The organism is Amycolatopsis sp. NPDC051758, from assembly GCF_044453095.1.
Lineage (GTDB): Bacteria > Actinomycetota > Actinomycetes > Mycobacteriales > Pseudonocardiaceae > Amycolatopsis.
Window position 1 is genome coordinate 455594 of sequence record NZ_JBITCJ010000009.1, and the last position, 16638, is coordinate 472231.

Annotated in this window: 17 protein-coding genes; 12 read left to right on the plus strand and 5 right to left on the minus strand. The window is 72.4% G+C overall.

Annotation, left to right across the window (positions count from 1 at the left end; genetic code table 11):
- The first annotated feature begins 77 nt into the window (after window positions 1–77).
- The 6 genes from ACIA5G_RS37885 to ACIA5G_RS37910 all read left to right on the plus strand — a co-directional run bounded on the left by ACIA5G_RS37885 (window position 78) and on the right by ACIA5G_RS37910 (window position 6447).
- Entirely contained in the window at window positions 78–374 is a 297-nt protein-coding gene (locus tag ACIA5G_RS37885) for a chorismate mutase (protein WP_395932190.1), read from the plus strand.
- A 64-nt stretch (window positions 375–438) separates the two neighbouring features.
- A complete protein-coding gene (locus tag ACIA5G_RS37890; RefSeq protein ID WP_395932192.1) occupies window positions 439–753 on the plus strand; it encodes a hypothetical protein in 315 nt (104 codons plus the stop codon).
- 338 nt (window positions 754–1091) lie between these two features.
- A complete protein-coding gene (locus ACIA5G_RS37895) occupies window positions 1092–2378 on the plus strand; it encodes a hypothetical protein (protein ID WP_395932194.1) in 1287 nt (428 codons plus the stop codon).
- A 259-nt stretch (window positions 2379–2637) separates the two neighbouring features.
- The gene (locus ACIA5G_RS37900; protein ID WP_395932196.1) at window positions 2638–3501 is read left to right on the plus strand and encodes a hypothetical protein; all 864 of its coding nucleotides are present in this window, start codon (window positions 2638–2640) and stop codon (window positions 3499–3501) included.
- 215 nt (window positions 3502–3716) lie between these two features.
- A complete protein-coding gene (locus ACIA5G_RS37905) occupies window positions 3717–5339 on the plus strand; it encodes a serine/threonine-protein kinase (protein WP_395932198.1) in 1623 nt (540 codons plus the stop codon).
- Between the two features lie 13 nt (window positions 5340–5352).
- Complete coding sequence (locus ACIA5G_RS37910) at window positions 5353–6447, plus strand: serine/threonine-protein kinase (protein ID WP_395932200.1); 1095 nt, start codon at window positions 5353–5355, stop codon at window positions 6445–6447.
- Here the strand turns inward: ACIA5G_RS37910 and ACIA5G_RS37915 are convergent.
- On the minus strand, window positions 6444–7346 hold the full coding sequence (locus tag ACIA5G_RS37915; protein WP_395932202.1) for a LysR family transcriptional regulator: 903 nt from the start codon (window positions 7344–7346) through the stop codon (window positions 6444–6446). The genes ACIA5G_RS37910 and ACIA5G_RS37915 overlap by 4 nt on opposite strands.
- Window positions 7347–7447: 101 nt before the next feature.
- On the opposite strand from ACIA5G_RS37915, the gene ACIA5G_RS37920 reads away from it, so the two are divergent.
- Window positions 7448–8362, plus strand: a complete 915-nt coding sequence (locus tag ACIA5G_RS37920; protein ID WP_395932204.1) for a DMT family transporter — start codon at window positions 7448–7450, stop codon at window positions 8360–8362.
- On the opposite strand, the gene ACIA5G_RS37925 is transcribed toward ACIA5G_RS37920, so the two are convergent.
- A complete protein-coding gene (locus tag ACIA5G_RS37925; protein WP_360675993.1) occupies window positions 8359–9027 on the minus strand; it encodes a response regulator transcription factor in 669 nt (222 codons plus the stop codon). The genes ACIA5G_RS37920 and ACIA5G_RS37925 overlap by 4 nt on opposite strands.
- Window positions 9028–9067: 40 nt before the next feature.
- Window positions 9068–10372 carry a PspC domain-containing protein gene (locus ACIA5G_RS37930; protein ID WP_395932206.1) on the minus strand — a complete coding sequence of 435 codons (1305 nt, stop codon included), beginning with the start codon at window positions 10370–10372 and terminating at the stop codon, window positions 9068–9070.
- Between the two features lie 136 nt (window positions 10373–10508).
- On the opposite strand from ACIA5G_RS37930, the gene ACIA5G_RS37935 reads away from it, so the two are divergent.
- Entirely contained in the window at window positions 10509–11807 is a 1299-nt protein-coding gene (locus ACIA5G_RS37935; RefSeq protein WP_395932208.1) for a PspC domain-containing protein, read from the plus strand.
- The gene (locus tag ACIA5G_RS37940; RefSeq protein WP_395932210.1) at window positions 11800–12039 is read left to right on the plus strand and encodes a hypothetical protein; all 240 of its coding nucleotides are present in this window, start codon (window positions 11800–11802) and stop codon (window positions 12037–12039) included. The genes ACIA5G_RS37935 and ACIA5G_RS37940 overlap by 8 nt, the downstream gene beginning before the upstream one ends.
- 68 nt (window positions 12040–12107) lie before the next feature.
- Here ACIA5G_RS37940 and guaA read toward each other — a convergent pair whose 3' ends face one another.
- Window positions 12108–13664 (minus strand): glutamine-hydrolyzing GMP synthase, encoded by a 1557-nt coding sequence (guaA, locus tag ACIA5G_RS37945; RefSeq protein ID WP_395932212.1) that lies wholly within the window; start codon window positions 13662–13664, stop codon window positions 12108–12110.
- A gap of 126 nt (window positions 13665–13790) precedes the next feature.
- Between guaA and ACIA5G_RS37950 the strand changes: the two genes are divergently transcribed.
- On the plus strand, window positions 13791–14336 hold the full coding sequence (locus ACIA5G_RS37950; protein WP_395932214.1) for a DinB family protein: 546 nt from the start codon (window positions 13791–13793) through the stop codon (window positions 14334–14336).
- Between the two features lie 99 nt (window positions 14337–14435).
- Window positions 14436–14894, plus strand: a complete 459-nt coding sequence (locus ACIA5G_RS37955) for a hypothetical protein (protein ID WP_395932216.1) — start codon at window positions 14436–14438, stop codon at window positions 14892–14894.
- Here the strand turns inward: ACIA5G_RS37955 and ACIA5G_RS37960 are convergent.
- Window positions 14882–15490, minus strand: a complete 609-nt coding sequence (locus ACIA5G_RS37960) for a rhomboid family intramembrane serine protease (protein ID WP_395932218.1) — start codon at window positions 15488–15490, stop codon at window positions 14882–14884. The genes ACIA5G_RS37955 and ACIA5G_RS37960 overlap by 13 nt on opposite strands.
- A 74-nt stretch (window positions 15491–15564) precedes the next feature.
- On the opposite strand from ACIA5G_RS37960, the gene ACIA5G_RS37965 reads away from it, so the two are divergent.
- Window positions 15565–16599: a zinc-dependent alcohol dehydrogenase family protein gene (locus ACIA5G_RS37965; RefSeq protein ID WP_395932220.1), complete on the plus strand. Its 1035-nt coding sequence runs from the start codon at window positions 15565–15567 to the stop codon at window positions 16597–16599.
- Window positions 16600–16638 lie beyond the last annotated feature (39 nt).

The following is a 16638-nucleotide window of genomic DNA, read 5'->3' on the forward strand; positions in this document are numbered from 1 at the left end:
CGCCAGCCCCGGAGTCCACGGACCCGGGGCTGTCGCCGTCCCTGGGGCCGGGTCCGGGCTTCGAGGAAGAGGTCCCGATGAACGCGCAGACGACCAACGCCGACGGCCAGCCCGCCGAGGACACCCCCGCGGGTGACGACATCTCCTCGCTCCGCGAGGAGATCGACTGGCTGGACAAGGAGATCCTGCGGCTCGTGAAACGCCGGGTCGAGGTGTCCAAGACGATCGGGGCCGCGCGGATGGCCGCCGGCGGCACGCGCATCGTCTACAACCGCGAGATGGACGTGCTCGCGCGCTACCGCGAACTCGGCCCCGACGGCCGCCAGCTGGCCATGGCGCTGCTGAACCTGGGGCGCGGGCGGCTCGGCCGGTAACGGTTGGCCGAATTCGGGGTCTTCCCCGAGGCACCGGCACCCCGGGGAAGGGCAGACTGGGTCCATGGACTGGCTCGTGAACCTCATCGCCGTCATCGTCGCGCTCGTGAGCGTGCTGGCCGCGCTGGGCCATGTGGGTTATCTGGCGCTGTTGAACAACGCAGCGGGTAAACGTGCCGGCGGTGCTCCGGTCGCGCAGTACGTCCGCAGCCGCTGGGCTGTTGCCGGCGGTACCACCGCGGCGTCGCTGTTCGCCTGGTTGCTCACGGCCGGGGGACCGACGCTGGACATCTTCGCGATCATCGTCGCGGCGGGTAGCGGTGCGGTGGCGGCAAAGGCGCTGCAGTCCACACGTGACCGTTATCGCACCGGCGGCTGACCCCCGCTGAGCTGGGCTGATGGCGCTGCGTGAAATCGCGCAGCGTCACTTTCGCCCGATCGGTCGCGCCCGACCGAGTGAAACCTCTGCAACTTGCAGGTTTGGGGGCGACTTTCTACGCCGGATGCTCCTAGGGTTGAGGCCGTGAGGACCCTTGCGTCTGGGTCGGGCGGAGCCCGGGAGACGCGCGGGGGCACCGGCCCTGCGCGTCCAGTCTCGCATGCGCGTGCATCTGCGCAGGATTCCGAACAGGATTTCGCTCGTGAGGATGGTGCTCCGATCGGGTTGATCCGGCGCCGGACGGCGTCAGGACCGGACAGCCTGGTGGTCGATCCCACATGAGCAACGGCATGGAGTTCCGCGGCGGCGCGCCCGCGCACCCCGGACGGCACCGGCGTGGTGGCGCGGAAAGCTGGACCCCGCCCCTGCCGCAGCACCGCCCGCCGCGGCACCACGCGGCCGGGGCGCCGCCGGTCGACCCGCCCGTCTCCGGCTCGCTCCTGCTCCCCCAGCCGTCTTCGCCGCGGCTGCCGGCCGGCGCCCTGCCCCAGCCTTCGCTGCCCCAGCCGCGCGACCGGCGGCCCGCGCCGCCGCTGTTCCCCGCCGCGCACGGCAGCCTCCCCCTCGACAACGGCCTCGACGACGGCCCCGCCGACGACTTCGACGACGACCTGGACGACGCCGGCCTGGAACCGGGCCCGGCCGAGCCGCCGGGCCCCGAATCCCGCGCCGAGCAGGCCGCCCGGCGCACCCGCGTTTCGCTGGCCACCCCGAAGCCGCGCGGCGCCGACGAGGAGGACGACGACGTCCGCGTTTACGCCATGCCCCCCATCGACGGGCTGGGCGGCTTCACCATCGGCTCGGTGCCGGCGTCGGTGACCCCGCCGAAGACGTGGCGGAAGGCGGCCTGGTTCGCCACCGGCGCGTCCGGCGCCGTGGTCGTCGGCCTGCTGTGCGCGGGCTCGTTCCTGGTCGGGAAACCGCCGATGGACCAGGCCGTCCAGGGTTCGTGGCCCGGTTACCAGGGCGCGCCTGCCGTCATCGACCCGACCGTCGAGCCGCCCCCCTCGGAGGGCGGCGGCGCCGCGGGACCGGACACCTCGGCCCACCCGGAGAACTCCGCCGGGACGACCAGCGACGGCGGCGGCCCGGTCGACAGTGCCGCCCGGCCGCCCGCCGCCGGCCCGGACACGAGCACCGGACCCGGCACCGGCACCACCGGCCCGCAGCCGACCGGCACGACCACGCCGGGCGGCGCGCCGCGGAAGCCGCCGGTCACGCCCGCCCAGCGCGAAACCCCGGCCAAGGCGCCGTGGTGGTACTCCTTCCCGCCGGACGCCCAGACCATGGGGGACAACTCCGAGAAGTTCTTCAACACCGTCACCACCGACCCCGGCACGGCGTCGTCGGTGACCACCGGCGACCTGCACGACCAGGGGCCGCAGGCGCTCTCCGAGCGGTACGCCGGCATCGCGTACTTCGAGGTCAAGAAGGTCAGCATCGACCAGGAGCGCGGCGTCACGGTGAACACCGTCGAGGTCACCCACACGGACGGGACCAAGACGATCGAAGAGCGCACGCTGACCTTCGGGGACGGCGACAAGATCGCTTCTGACGGCCGGTAACCAAGCCTGCACGTGCGGTTCGACCGTTCCGATGCACGTGCGGTGCGCCGAGCGGTTATGCCTGGTCCGGGTGGGTGACATAAGCTGCCGCTCGTCGTATCGCGACGGCATTCCGGCGACAGAGCCTGGTGGTGGCCGCCCGCACAGGGTTACCTGACGACAGCGGATCCGGAACCGGCCACGAGTCGGCCATCCGGACCAACGGGAGCCCGGCCGAACGGCCGAGTGACCGCCCCGGACCCCCAGAGCGAGGACTTTCGTGCTTGATCGGCAGCGCACACGGCGTGAGACACCTCATGCCGTCCGCGTCGAGGACGTCATCCCGGCCGAGATGCTCGACGACGTCGGCGACGCCGACCGCGACTATCTCGAGCAGGTTTTCCGGGACCCGCAGAAGTTCCTGCCGCCGCGGCCGGAGCCGGTCCGCGAGCCGGACCTGGCCGACGACGACGGTGAGCCGGAGAGCCGGTTCGCCCGCCGCGCCAAGCTGGCCGGGCTCGTCGCCGCGGGTGCGCTCGTCGCCGGCGCGGTGGTCGCCGCGCCGATGCTGACCAGCGCGCACCGCGCCGCGTCCGCCGGCGGCCAGTCGACCCCGGCGGGCTTCAGCGGGGCCGCGGAGCTCGGCGGCCTCGCCGTGCCGCAGCACCAGGCCGGTGGCGGCGCGCCGGAGCAGCACGGGACGACCACACCGGGCACGCTGTCCTCCGGTGGCACGCCGTCGGCCGAAGAGCCGTCCGGCGGCAGCACCTCGCCCAAGGCGGAGCCGAGCCCGGCGAACGCGGTCCCGGACGCCGCGGCCGACGCACGCAGCGCGGCCCGCAAGATCCAGGCCGTCAAGGACTTCTACGCCGCGATCGCCCGGAACCCGTCCGGTGCGCTGGCCCAGCTGAGCCCGTCGCTGGCCGACGGCGCCGCCGGTGAGCTGGTCCGCACCTGGAGCTCGATGGACGCCATCGACGTCCAGGAGGCCGACACGCAGATCAAGCCGGACGGCTCGATCCTCGCGGTCGCGACACTGCGCCGGCCGGACGGCGGCCTGGTGCGCGTCACCCAGCTGTTCCGGGTCGCCGACACCGGCGGGCTGATCACCGAAGCCGAGCTCGTCTCGGCCCAGTACATGTAGCCCAGGGCGATCACACCTTCACCCGTGGTTCAAGTGCCCGTACCGGATTCGTGTGCGCAGAGTGAGCGCCTAGCCTTGTCACGCGTCGGTCTCGGAAAAGCCGGCACACAGCCCACGACATGTGCATACGCTCCAGCGAAGCGGCGTGCGCGTGGCCGCGTCACCAGGCACCGATCCTCACGCCCTGGTGAAGTCGGAGCCCAAAGGGAGGTCGCGTGAGCGACGAGGGTCGCCTGGTCGCCGATCGATACCGCATCGTCGGCCGGATCGGCACGGGCGCGATGGGGGCCGTCTGGCAGGCGCACGACGAAGTCCTGGGCCGCACCGTGGCCATCAAGCAGCTCCTGCTCCATTCGCACCTGGACGAGCACGACGCCGAGGACGCCCGGCAGCGGACGATGCGCGAGGGCCGGATCGCGGCCCGGCTGCACCACCCGAACGCGATCTCCGTCTTCGACGTCGTCACCGACGACAACGGGCAGCCGTGCCTGATCATGGAGTACCTCAACTCCACCAGCCTGGCCGCCGTGCTGCAGGAACGCCGCACGCTGCCGCCGACCGAGGTGGCGCGCATCGGCGCCCAGGTCGCCGCGGCGCTGCGCGAGGCGCACGCGGTCGGCATCGTGCACCGCGACATCAAGCCGGGCAACATCCTGCTCGCCGGCAACGGCACCGTGAAGATCACCGACTTCGGCATCTCCCGGGCCAAGGACGACGTCACGGTCACCAAGACCGGGATGATCGCCGGCACCCCCGCCTACCTGGCCCCCGAGGTCGCCATCGGGGGTGATCCCGGTCCGGAGTCCGACGTGTTCTCCCTCGGGTCCACCCTCTACGCGGCCTGCGAAGGCCAGCCGCCGTTCGGGCTGTCCGAGAACACGCTGAGCCTGCTGCACGCGGTCGCGGCCGGGCAGATCATCCCGCCGCGCCAGTCCGGGCCGCTGGCGAGCGTGCTGGCCGTGCTCCTGCACCCGGACACGAACCACCGGCCGACCGCCGAGGAGTGCGAAGAGCTGCTCGCCGCCGTCGCCCGGGGTGAAACGCCGCTCGGCGCCCCCGCGGAAGAGACGATGCTGGCGCCGTCCGCCGGTGTCCTCGGCGCGGCCGCCCTCGCCGACCCGAACGCGACCCAGATGTTCGACGAGGTCCCCGTCGGCCACTCGGGCACGCTGCTCGGTGACGCGGCGCCGACCCAGGCCGTGCCGTACTACGACGAGGACGACTACCCGGAAGGCACCGGCTACCCGGAAGACGACTACGACGGGTACAACCGCTACCCCGACGACGACCGGAACTACCCCGACGGTGTGCCGCCCGGCCTGGCCGCGACCCGCGCCGTCCCGGTGCCGGGGCACGGGCAAGGCCCGTACGCGGACGACGACTACGACGATTACGACGACGAGCCGGCCCCGCCGCCTCCGCCGCGGCGTCCGCAGACCAGCCCGGTCGACGAGGACGACGACGGCCGGCCCGGCGCCTGGAAGCGCCCGGCGATCATCGGCGGTGTTGTGGTGGTGGGCCTGGTCGCGCTGGCCGTCTGGCTGCTGAGCCCGAACAACCCGGAGGCGCCCGCGTCCCCGGTGTCGAGCAACCGGCCGACACCCGCCGCGACGTCGGAGTCGCTGCCGTCGACGACGGAGGAGCCGACCACCACGGCCGAGGTGCCGCCGCCGGTGGAGGAGACCACGTCGTCGTCGAAGCGCACGACGCCGCGGCAGACTCAGCCGGAGCAGACTACGACGCCCAAGACGACGACTCCGAAGACAACGACTCCGACGACAAGTTCCGTGCCTGAGACCACACCTGATCCGCCGACCAGTTCGGCGCAGGGTGGATGACCGAGGATCAGCTTTGAGTTCTGAAGGCACCATCGTCGGCGGCCGGTTCCGGCTGGACCAGCCGATCGGCCGTGGCCGCGCGGGCATCGTGTGGCTGGCGTTCGACACGCGGCTGTTCCGCACCGTCGCGATGAAGCGGATGTACCTGCCCGTCGGCGCCGGTGACCGCGCCGAGCAGGCGCGCGCGGCCGCCATGCAGGAGGGCAAGGACGCGGCGCGGATCGAGCACCCGAGCGCGATCAAGGTGTTCGACGTGCTGCCCGACGGCCAGGACGTCTGGCTGGTGATGGAGTACATCCCGTCGCGCAGCATGGCGACGTTCCTCGCCGAGCACGGCCGGCTCACCCCCGACCAGGCGGCGGCGCTGGGGATCCAGCTCGGGAACGCGCTCGCCGCGATCCACGCGGCCGGGTTCGTGCACCGCACCCTCGAGCCGGGCACCGTGCTGCTGGCCGACGACGGCGGGGTGAAGCTCACCGACATCGGCATCAGCGGCGGCGGGCCCCACGCGGCGTACGTGGCGCCTGAGGTCGCGCGCGGGCTGCCGCCGACGCCGGCCGCCGACGTCTTCTCGCTAGGCGCGACGCTTTACACCTCCGTCGAAGGCGTGCCGCCGTTCGGGGACGACGGGCAGTCGTCCGAGCGGCCGGCGCAGAACGCGGGAGTGCTGACCGCGGCGCTGAGCAAGATGCTGCGCTCGGACCCGACCACCCGGCCGACGATGGCCGACACGGTCCGCTCGCTGAGCGCGATCACCGAAGGCCGCGAGACGGCGTTCATCCCGCCGACCGCGCCCGGGCTGCCGCCCCCGCCCCCGCCGCCCTTCAACCCCGGGCTGGCGCCCGCGGGGCCGCCGATGCCGCCGTCGGGACCGCAGTTCCAGCAGCAGCTGCCGATCGGAGCGCCCGGCTACGGTCCGGCGGAGGCGACCCAGCGGATGCAGCCGGTGCCGCCGCCGGCGCAGTACGCGCCGCCGCCCGCGCCGGGCCCCCAGCCGCCGGCCGACGCGTGGAACCTGCCGGTGTCGAAGAAGACGCTGGTCACCGTGGCCGCGATCCTCGCGGCGGTGCTGGTCGGCATCCTGGTCTCGGAGCTGTTCTTCGTCTAGGCCACCTTGGCGGTCGCCGCGCGCATGGCCTCGAGCAGCGTGCGGACGGCCGGGTGGCCCGCCGCGCGGGACGCGATCGCGGCGTGGATCGCCCGGGCCGGCTCCGGGTTGCGGATCTTGCGGACGACCACGCCGGGGTGCTGCGCGCCGAGCCCGAGCTCCGGGATCAGGCCGACGCCGATGCCGGCGGCGACAAATCCCTGCGCCGTCTGGTAGTCCTCGGACTCGACCACGATGTTCGGCGCGAACCCGGCGGACGCGCAGGCGCTGTCGAGGATGTCGCGGCAGATGCCCGGCAGGCCGTCGACGCCGACCCAGGGCTCCTCGGCGAAGTCCGTCAGGTCGAGCACGCGCTTGCGGGCCAGCGGGTGGGTCTTCGGCAGCACGGCGCGGTACGGGTCGTCGAGCAGGTGCACCAGCTCCACACCCTTCGCGGGCGGGGTCCGGCGCGGGAAGACGGTGATCGCGACGTCGGCGTTGCCCGCTTCGACGTCCATCATCGGGTCGTCGGGTTCGACGAGCTTGAGGTCGAGGCGGACGCCGGGGTGCTCACGCCGGACCGCGGCGATGGCGGGCGGGACCAGTGACGCGCCCGCCGTCGCGAAGTAGCGGATGGCGACCCGGCCGATGCGGCCCTCCTTGAGCTCCGTCAGCGCGGCCTCGGCCTTCGCGAGCTCGGTGCTCAGCGTCTCGGCGTGCTCGGACAGCAGGGCGCCGGCCGGGGTCGCCCGGACCCCGCGGCCGACCCGTTCGAGCAGCGCGGTGCCGGCTTCGCGTTCCAGCGCGGAGAGCTGCTGGCTGATCGCGGACGGCGTGTACCCCAGGTTGCGGGCGGCGGCGGTGATCGACCCGCTGGTGATCACGGCGCGGAGGACCTGCATGCGGCGGACGTCGAGCATGCCCCGATTGTACAGCTGAGCTTAAGGGTTCCTGCAGTTAATTTCGCTTGTCCTTACGTCTTTCCGGGGCGAAGCTGGCCTCGATCATCGAAGGAGGACTGGTGGGCGAGACGAAGACCCTGCTCAGGATTGCCGCGCTGGCGCTGATGTGGGGTTCGAGCTTCTTCTGGATCAAGCTGGGGCTGGGGATGTTCTCGCCGGTGCAGCTGGTCCTGGCACGGCTCGTGCTCGGCGCGGCCATGCTGCTGCTCCTGTGCCGCATCCAGCGGGCGCGGCTCCCGCGTGACCGGCGGCTGTGGGGACACCTGACCGTCGCGGCGTTCTTCCACAACGCGCTGCCGTTCCTGCTGTTCGCGGTCGGCGAGACGACCGTCGACTCGGGGATCACCGGGGTGCTGAACTCGACCACGCCGCTGTGGGTGCTGCTCGCGGCGCCGATGATGGGGACGTCGTCGCGGATGACCGGGACCCGGCTGGCGGGCCTGCTCGTCGGCCTCGGCGGCATCCTGCTGATCTTCGCGCCGTGGCAGGCGTCGGGGCTGCTGAGCTGGGGCGCGCTGGCCTGTCTCGCGGCGGCGGCGAGCTACGGCTTCGCGTTCGTCTACGAGGGCAAGTACCTGTCCGGGACTTCGCTGTCGCCGTATTCGCTTTCGGCCGGGCAGATGCTGGTGGCCAGCGGGTTCCTGGTGCTGGCGCTGCCGGCGGGCGGGTTCACGCCGGTGCACTTCCAGCTCGGGCCGCTGCTGGCGATCCTGGTGCTCGGCATCGGCTCGACCGGCATCGCGTTCGCCCTGAACTACCAGCTGCTGGCGAGCGAAGGCGCGGTCGCGGCTTCGGTCGTCGGGTATCTGCTGCCGGTGGTTTCGGTGCTGCTGGGCGCGGTGTTCCTCGGTGAGCAGCTGAACGCGCGGGTGATCGCGGGCATGGTGGTCGTGCTCGGCGGGGTCGCGCTGACCCGCCTTCAGAAGGCGGCGGTCACCGCGCCCCCTGCACCCCTGGTGGACGAGCGCGTCTAGACGAGACGGCGGTCGGAGGCCCAGCGGGAGAGCTCGTAGCGGTTCGACAGCTGGGTCTTCCGCAGGACGCTCGACACGTGCGTCTCGACCGTCTTCACCGAGATGAACAGCTCCGACGCGATCTCCTTGTAGGCGTACCCGCGCGCCAGGAGCCGCAGGACGTCGCGCTCGCGCGGGGTCAGCAGGTCCAGCTCGGGGTCGTTGATCGGGGCCGAGCCGGGGCGGTCGGCGAACGCGTCCAGCACGAACCCGGCCAGCCGCGGGGAGAACACCGCGTCGCCGTCCGAGACGCGGACGACCGCGCGGACCAGCTCCTTCGACGAGATCGTCTTCGTCACGTAGCCGCGTGCGCCGGCGCGGATGACCGCGATGACGTCCTCGGCCGCGTCGGAGACCGAGAGCGCCAGGAACACGACGTCCGGCAGGTCCGGGCGGACGCGGCGCAGCACCTCGGCGCCGCCGCCGTCGGGCATGTGGACGTCGAGCAGCACGACCTGGGGCTTCGTCCGGGCGATCCCGGCGACCGCCTCGGCGACCGAACCGGCCTCGCCGACCACGCGGACTTCGTCGGTGATCGAGTCGAGCTCGGTGCGGACGCCCGCGCGGAACAGCGCGTGGTCGTCGACGAGGAACACCTTGACCGGTTCCCGCTGGTTCTCCGTCACGACTCTCCCTCGCTAGCCCTGAACCCCGAGCATAGCCCGCTCACGCGGCGCCCTTGCCCGCTTTCACCGGCATGGCGAGCTGCACTTCGGTGCCCTCCCCCGGCGCGGTGCGCACCTTGCACGTGCCGCCGTGCCGGGTCATCCGGCCGCGGATCGAGTCGGCGAGCCCGTGGCGGTCCTCCGGGACGACGTCGGGGTCGAAGCCCTTGCCGCGGTCGCGGACGAACACCGTGACCGACGTCGGCTCGACCTCGGCGAAGACGCTGACCTCTTCGACCCCGGCGTGCTTGGCGGCGTTGACGATCGCCTCGCGGGCGGCCTGGACCAGCGCGACCAGCGCTTCGTCCAGCTCGGCGTCCCCGACGACCACCTGGCCGACCGAGATCGCGAAGGTGTCCTCGACCTCGCCGCACGCCGTCGCGAGCGCTTCGGACAGCTGCCCGGCGGCCTGGGTTTCCTCGGTCTTCTCGACGGGCTTGCCGTACCCGTTGGGGCCGTAGAGCCAGCCGCGCAGCTCGCGTTCCTGGCTGCGGGCCAGCCGCGCGACCTCGCGCGGCTGCTCACTCTGCTTCTGGATCAGCGCCAGCGTCTGCAGCACGGAGTCGTGCAGGTGCGCGGCGATCTCGGCGCGCTCGTCGGTGCGGATGCGGGCCTTGCGCTCGTCGGAGAGGTCCCGGACCAGCCGCAGCCAGAACGGGACGGTCAGCACGGCGACCCCGATGAGGGTCGCGATGACGGCGATCAGCGCGAACTGGACCTGGTCGAGACTGCCGCTGCGGAGCACGACGACGCCGACACCGGCGATCACCAGCGCGACACCGGCGACGATCCGGATCGCCGCCGACCAGCCGCCACCCCCGAGGAACGCGCCCGCGAAGCCGTCCTTCGCGCCGACCTTCCAGCGGCGGCGCTGCGACTCGTCGGCCTCCCGCCAGACGACGGCGGCACCGATCATGGCGATCGCGAGCGGCACGGCGACCCAGCCGCTGATGAACCCGGTGAGCGTCCCGCTGGCGACGGCGAGGCCGACCCCCAGCGCGATCAGGCCGAACGCCTGCTGGCGCTCCTTCGGCGTCGGCGCTTCCGCGGGCTCTTCGGACTGCTGCTGGACGAACACCCAGAGGAGGCCGTAGGCGAGCAGGCCGGCGCCGTTGAGCGCGGCCAGCAGCGCGAAGGCCGTCCGCACCCAGACGACCGGCACACCGAGGTGGTCGGCGAGACCACCGGCAACACCGGCGATCGCCCGGCCGGACCGGCGCCGGAACATCTTGGGCGCGGCCTGGTCGGCCGGTACCACCTGCTGTTCGGTGGTGACGTGGTCGAGGGAGTCCTGCACGCCGTCCATGGTCACACGCAGGGGCGCGGGGTTCCATCGGGGAAACCCCTGATCCAGTGGACGAGTGGCCGCGGCACCCGCCTCCGGGAAACCTCAGGGACCATCCCGGATGTCCCGGCGACGGCCGTCCCGCATGATTTTCGGTATGAGTGGTGCGAGTGAGACACGGGCACCGAAGCCGGGTGCCCTGAACGGCTTCGAGGAGACCGTCAAGGACTTCTGGGCCAGCCGGCCGCGGCGGCCGCACGCCGGGCGGAAGGTCGCCGGGGTGGCCGCGGGGATCGGCCACCGGTACGGCATCGACCCCGTCGTGGTGCGGATCGCGCTGGTGGTCACGACCATCTTCGGCGGCTTCGGCCTGACCTTCTACCTGCTCGCCTGGCTGTTCCTGCCGGGTGAGAGCGACGACGTGTCCGGCTTCGAGGGCCTCGTCGGGCGCGGCCGGTCGTCGGTTTCGCCGGCGTTCGCCGTGGTGCTCGCGGTCCTCACCGTGGTCAGCGCCGGGGGGACGTTCAGCGCCACCTGGTTCGACGGCGGCGGGCTGATCGGCTTCGCGCTCATCGCCACCGCCCTCTACCTGCTGCACCGCAACCGCGGCCACCTGAACCGGCCCGCGCCGGTCGTCACGAGGTCGCGGTCCGGCGCTTCCACCGGGAACGGAGCCTTCACCATGACCGACACCGCGACCGCCGAGGCGAAGTCGCCGGCGCAGGGCTGGGACCCCCTCGCCGCCGACCCGGCCGGCTGGGACCTGCCCGAGGCGCCCTCGGCGCACGAGCCGCCGCCCACCACGCGGCCCGCCTACGGGCCGCCGCAGCACCACGGCCGGCGTCCCCGGTCGAAGGTGGGCTCGGTGACCTTCGCGCTCGCCGTGCTGACCGCCGGCGGCGGCGTGCTGGCGAACCTCAACGGCGCCGAGTGGTTCTCCGCGCAGCACATCATCGGCCTGGTCCTCGGCGTGGTCGGGATCGGGCTGGTCACCGGCGCGTTCGTCCGGGGCGGGCGCGGCCTGATCGGGCTCGCGGTGCCGCTGGCGATCGCCGGGATGATCCTGACGACCGTGCCGTTCCAGAACTTCGACGTCCGCGGCGGCGTCGGCGACCTCAACGAGACCCCCCGCGCGGTGACCGACCTGAAGCCGCTCTACCAGCACGCGGCAGGTGACATCGACCTCGACCTGACCAAGCTGCCGGCCGGGTTGCCGATCACCACCAACGTGGTCAACGGCGCCGGCGACACCACGATCACCGTCCCGGAGACGGCGGACGTGACCTACGACTGCCACACCGGCGCCGGCTCGGCCGAGTGCTTCGACCGCTCGACCGACGGCATCAGCCAGGAAGCGCTGACCGGGACCGACTACGGCACCGACGGCGTCGGCGGCCAGAAGATCACCCTGCACGTCTCGAACAGTGTGGGCAACGTGGAGGTGCGGCGTGACTGACCAGAACCCTTACGCCTACGACAACCCGGCCGACAGCCCGCCCGCCAAGCGCGGCGGTGTGGACGTCTTCACCCTGATCGTCGGGGTCGCGACGCTGCTGATCTCCGCCTACGTCCTCTCGGACGGCGCGAGCTGGCTGCCGCACATCGACTTCCGCTGGGTGGTCGCCGGCGGCGCGGTGTTCGTGGGGCTGATGCTCCTGGGCGCGTCGTTCGGCAAACGCCGGCGATAACCCGGCAACCACCACTCACTCTCGAGGCCCTGGATCCCACGCCAGGGCCTCGAGTCCTGTCTAAGGACTTACTCCCACTCGATGGTGCCCGGCGGCTTGGACGTGACGTCCAGGACCACTCGGTTGACCTCCGCCACCTCGTTGGTGATGCGGGTCGAGATCCGCTCCAGGACCTCGTACGGCAGGCGTGTCCAGTCCGCGGTCATCGCGTCCTCGGACGACACCGGCCGCAAGACGATCGGGTGGCCGTACGTGCGGCCGTCACCCTGGACGCCGACACTGCGGACGTCCGCCAGCAGCACCACCGGGCACTGCCAGATGCTGCGGTCCAGCCCGGCCGCCGTCAGCTCCTCGCGGGCGATCAGGTCGGCCGCGCGCAGAGTTTCGAGGCGCTCGGCGTCGACCGCGCCGATGATGCGGATGCCCAGGCCGGGGCCGGGGAACGGCTGGCGCTGCACGATCGTCTCGGGCAGGCCCAGCTCGGTGCCGACCTTCCGGACCTCGTCCTTGAACAGCAGCCGCAGCGGCTCGACCAGCTCGAACTGCAGGTCGTCCGGTAGGCCGCCGACGTTGTGGTGGCTCTTGATGTTGGCCGCGCCCTCGCCGCCGCCGGACTCGACGACGTCCGGGTACAGCGTGCCCTGGACGAGGAAGCGGTAGTCACCCTCGGCCTTGAGGTCACGCTCGGCCTGCTCGAAGACGCGGATGAACTCGCGGCCGATGATCTTGCGCTTCTGCTCCGGGTCGGTGACGCCGGCGAGCGCGTCGAGGAACCTGTCCCGCGCGTCGACGGTGACCAGGTTGACGCCGGTGGCGGCGACGAAGTCGCGCTCGACCTGGGTGCGCTCCCCCGCCCGCAGCAGGCCGTGGTCGACGAACACACAGGTCAGCCTGTCCCCGATGGCGCGCTGCACCAGCGCGGCCGCGACGGCGGAGTCGACACCGCCGGAGAGGCCGCAGATCGCGCGGCCGTCACCGACCTGCTCGGTGATCCGCTTGACCTGCTCTTCGACGATCGACGACGTCGTCCACTGCGGCTTGATGCCGGCGATGTCGTGCAGGAAGCGGCGCAGCACCTCCTGGCCGTGCGGCGAGTGCGCGACCTCGGGGTGGTACTGGACGCCGGCGAAGCGCCGCTCGACGTCTTCGAAGCCGGCAACCTCGGCGCCGTCGGAGGAGGCCGTGACGACCGAGCCCTCCGGGGCCTTGGTGACGCTGTCGTTGTGGCTCATCCAGGCGGGCTGGTGCGCGGGCAGGCCGGCGTGCAGCACCCCGCCGTCACCGGTCACGCGGACCTCGGTGCGGCCGAACTCGCGGACACCGGTCGGCTCGACCACACCGCCGAGCGCGCTGGCGAGCAGCTGGTGGCCGTAGCAGATGCCGAAGATCGGCACGCCCGCTTCGGTGAGCTTCGGGTCCATGCTCGGGGCGCCTTCGGCGTACACGCTCGAGGGGCCGCCGGAGAGGATGATCGCCGCGGGGTTCTTCGCGAGCATCTCCTCGACGGACGCGCTGTGCGGCACGACCTCCGAGTAGATCTGTGCCTCGCGGACGCGCCGGGCGATCAGCTGCGCGTACTGCGCCCCGAAGTCCACGACGAGAACCGGACCGGTGGGACTGGGCACCTGGGAACCTCCTGGCGAGCGGTGGGATTCCCCACCATCGTCCCAGGTGGGCCGGGTCACCCGGGCCCCGGCCCCGGCTGCGATTCAGGACCGCGGTTGTCCGCGAGGGGTTCTACGGTCCGGGGCATGGCTGTGAACTGGACGAAGGAACTGACCGACCAGCTCGACTTCCACTGGAACGTGCACACACGCCCGAAGCTCGAGGGGCTCACCGACGACGAGTACCGGTGGGAGCCGGTCGCGGGCTGCTGGACCGTGCGGCCCAGGAAGTCGGACGACGAACCCGGCACGGGCCCGTTCACCATCGACTTCGCCTTCCCGGAGCCGACCCCGCCGCCGGTCACGACGATCGCGTGGCGGCTCAACCACGTCCTGGTCGGCGTCCTGGGCATGCGGAGCGCGTCGCACTTCGGTGGCCCGGCGATGACCTACGACGATTACCCGTACCCGGGGACGGCCGCCGAAGCGCTGGGCTTGCTCGACGAGTACTACGCGCGGTGGATCGCCGGGGTGCGGTCGCTCGACGCGGACGGTTTGGCGCGGGCGTGCGGGCCGGCGGAAGGGCCGTACGCCAAGGAGTCGATGGCGACGCTGGTGCTGCACATCAACCGGGAGATGATCCACCACTGCGCCGAGATCCTCGTGCTGCGCGATCTTTACCGGAGCCGGTGACCGAAGATCCTTGTAACACCGAGTCATCGTCGGTCCGACTCAACGGGTATGGAGGGCGGCTCCGACCGGGAGCCCGCCGCCGCCGAGGGGGACCCGCGCATGCTCTACCGACTCCGCCCGCCAGGCCGCCTGACCTGGTGCGACGTGCCCGGATACGCGGTCTGCCACCGCGACGACCAGCCGCCGCCCGACTGGGAACGGCTGTCCTGGCTGCCCGCCGAAGCGCGTGCGTTCAGCAACGACCTCCTGCGGATCGCCGTGCGTTACGGCGCGCAGTCGGGCGGCGGGATCGTCCTCGACGCCCGGCACACCGAGGACCTGGGCCGGGCCGACGAGCTGCGGTGCGACCGGATCGCCGCCGCCCAGGCCCAGGCGGAGCTGCGCGGGCAGCCGGTGGGGGTGCCCGGCCCGGCCGCCCGGCCGGCGGACCAGGAGTGGGAACGCGCCGAGGAAGCGGCTCGCGAGGCCGAAGCGGATCTCGCCGAGCTCCTCGCGGTGCCCGTGCAGCCGCACCTGGTCGAGCACTGGCGGCGGCTCGGCGGGCGTTACCCGGACTGAGCGGCGGACGGGCGCGGCGGGAGCAGCAGGAAGCCGAGCGCCATACCCAACAGGCACGGCAGGCCGTGGTTGTCGTGGAAGACCGTGTCGACCACGGCCAGCACCGGCACCGCGAACGCCATGACCCGGAACTGCGCCGGCAGCACAACGCCGTAGCGGCGCGAAGCCACGATGACCACCGTCGCCAGCCCGCCGATCAGGCCGGTGACGCACATCGAGTTGCCCGCGCCCACCGGGTTGAGCCAGACGTAGCTCATGAACTGCCCGAAGAGCCCGCAGCCGAAGTAGAGCAACAGCCACTTCGCGCGACCGAAGACCTGCTCGGCGAGCGTGCCGAACACCGCCAGCCAGAGCAGGTTCGAGACCAGGCCGAACGCCCAGGCGTCCTGGAAGAACATGCCCGTCACCAGGCGGTACCACTCGCCGTCGGTGATGCGCGCGGCGTCGCGGACGACCGCGTCGTACAGCGGCCGGTGGGCCAGCTGCGCGATGCCGCACGCCAGTGTCACCACGAAGACCGTGACGGTGACCAGCGGCAGCCGCTGGCCGGTGGCGAGTGCCCCGAACGGGTTGCGGGCTGCGGCGCGAGTGCTCATGACCGAAAATCTAGGCGCGACGGTGCCGTCGCACCCCCGACGTTTGTCACGATCCACCACGGGAAGGCCCTGCCATGCGAGCGACAGTCATCTACGGCGCCGGCGACGTGCGGGTGGAGACCGTCCCCGACCCGAAGCTGGTGGAGCCGACCGACGTCATCCTGCGCGTGACGCGGTCCTGCATCTGCGGCAGCGACCTCTGGCCGTACGCCGACATGAAGCCCAGCGAGCACGGCCGCCGGATCGGGCACGAGTTCCTCGGGATCGTCGAGGAGACCGGCGCCGACGTCACGACCGTCAAGAAGGGTGACCTCGCCGTCGCGCCGTTCGTCTGGTCCGACAACACTTGCGAGTTCTGCCGCGAGGGCCTCCAGACGTCCTGCCTGCACGGCGGCGGCTGGGGCGCGAAGGGCGTGGACGGCGGTCAGGGCGAGGCCGTGCGCGTGCCGCAGGCCGACGGCACCCTGGTCAAGCTGCCCCACACCGAGGACGACGCCCTGCTCGCGTCGATGCTCACGCTGTCGGACGTCTTCTCCACCGGCCACCACGCCGCGGTGAAAGCCCGGGTGAGCGAGGGCCAGAACGTCACCGTGATCGGCGACGGCGCCGTCGGCCTTTCCGCCGTCCTCGCGGCGAAGCGGCTCGGCGCCGACCGGATCGTCCTGATGGGACGCCACCAGGTCCGCACCGACCTCGGCCGCGAGTTCGGCGCGACCGACGTCGTCGCCGAGCGTGGCGAAGAGGGCATCGAGAAGGTGCGTGACCTGACCGGCGGCCACGGGACGCACGCCGTCCTCGAGTGCGTCGGCACGAAGGGCGCCTTCGAGATGGGCCTCGGGGTCGTGCGCCCGGGCGGCGCGGTCAGCCGGGTCGGCCTGCCGCAGTACGAAGACGCGCCCGTCGGCGTGTCGGTGTTCCGCCGCAACGTCACCGTCACCGGCGGGGTCGCCCCGGCGCGGCACTACATCCCCGAGCTGCTGCCGGACGTCCTCGACGGCAAGTACCGGCCCGGTCGGGTCTTCGACCGCACGATCGACGTCGACGGCGTGCCGGACGGCTACCGCGCGATGGCCGGCCGCGAGGCGCTGAAGGTGCTCATCAAGCCGTGACCCGTCCGGGTGGGGGTCCCACGGCGAGCCACCCACCCG

What these genes read in the sequence shown, in the direction of transcription:
- ACIA5G_RS37885 (WP_395932190.1), top strand. Translation starts at nt 78, where the DNA reads ATGAACGCGCAGACGACCAACGCCGACGGCCAGCCCGCCGAGGACACC.
- ACIA5G_RS37890 (WP_395932192.1), top strand. Translation starts at nt 439, where the DNA reads ATGGACTGGCTCGTGAACCTCATCGCCGTCATCGTCGCGCTCGTGAGC.
- ACIA5G_RS37895 (WP_395932194.1), top strand. Translation starts at nt 1,092, where the DNA reads ATGAGCAACGGCATGGAGTTCCGCGGCGGCGCGCCCGCGCACCCCGGA.
- ACIA5G_RS37915 (WP_395932202.1), bottom strand. Translation starts at nt 7,346, where the DNA reads ATGCTCGACGTCCGCCGCATGCAGGTCCTCCGCGCCGTGATCACCAGC.
- ACIA5G_RS37930 (WP_395932206.1), bottom strand. Translation starts at nt 10,372, where the DNA reads ATGGACGGCGTGCAGGACTCCCTCGACCACGTCACCACCGAACAGCAG.
- ACIA5G_RS37935 (WP_395932208.1), top strand. Translation starts at nt 10,509, where the DNA reads ATGAGTGGTGCGAGTGAGACACGGGCACCGAAGCCGGGTGCCCTGAAC.
- ACIA5G_RS37950 (WP_395932214.1), top strand. Translation starts at nt 13,791, where the DNA reads ATGGCTGTGAACTGGACGAAGGAACTGACCGACCAGCTCGACTTCCAC.
- ACIA5G_RS37955 (WP_395932216.1), top strand. Translation starts at nt 14,436, where the DNA reads ATGCTCTACCGACTCCGCCCGCCAGGCCGCCTGACCTGGTGCGACGTG.
- ACIA5G_RS37960 (WP_395932218.1), bottom strand. Translation starts at nt 15,490, where the DNA reads ATGAGCACTCGCGCCGCAGCCCGCAACCCGTTCGGGGCACTCGCCACC.
- ACIA5G_RS37965 (WP_395932220.1), top strand. Translation starts at nt 15,565, where the DNA reads ATGCGAGCGACAGTCATCTACGGCGCCGGCGACGTGCGGGTGGAGACC.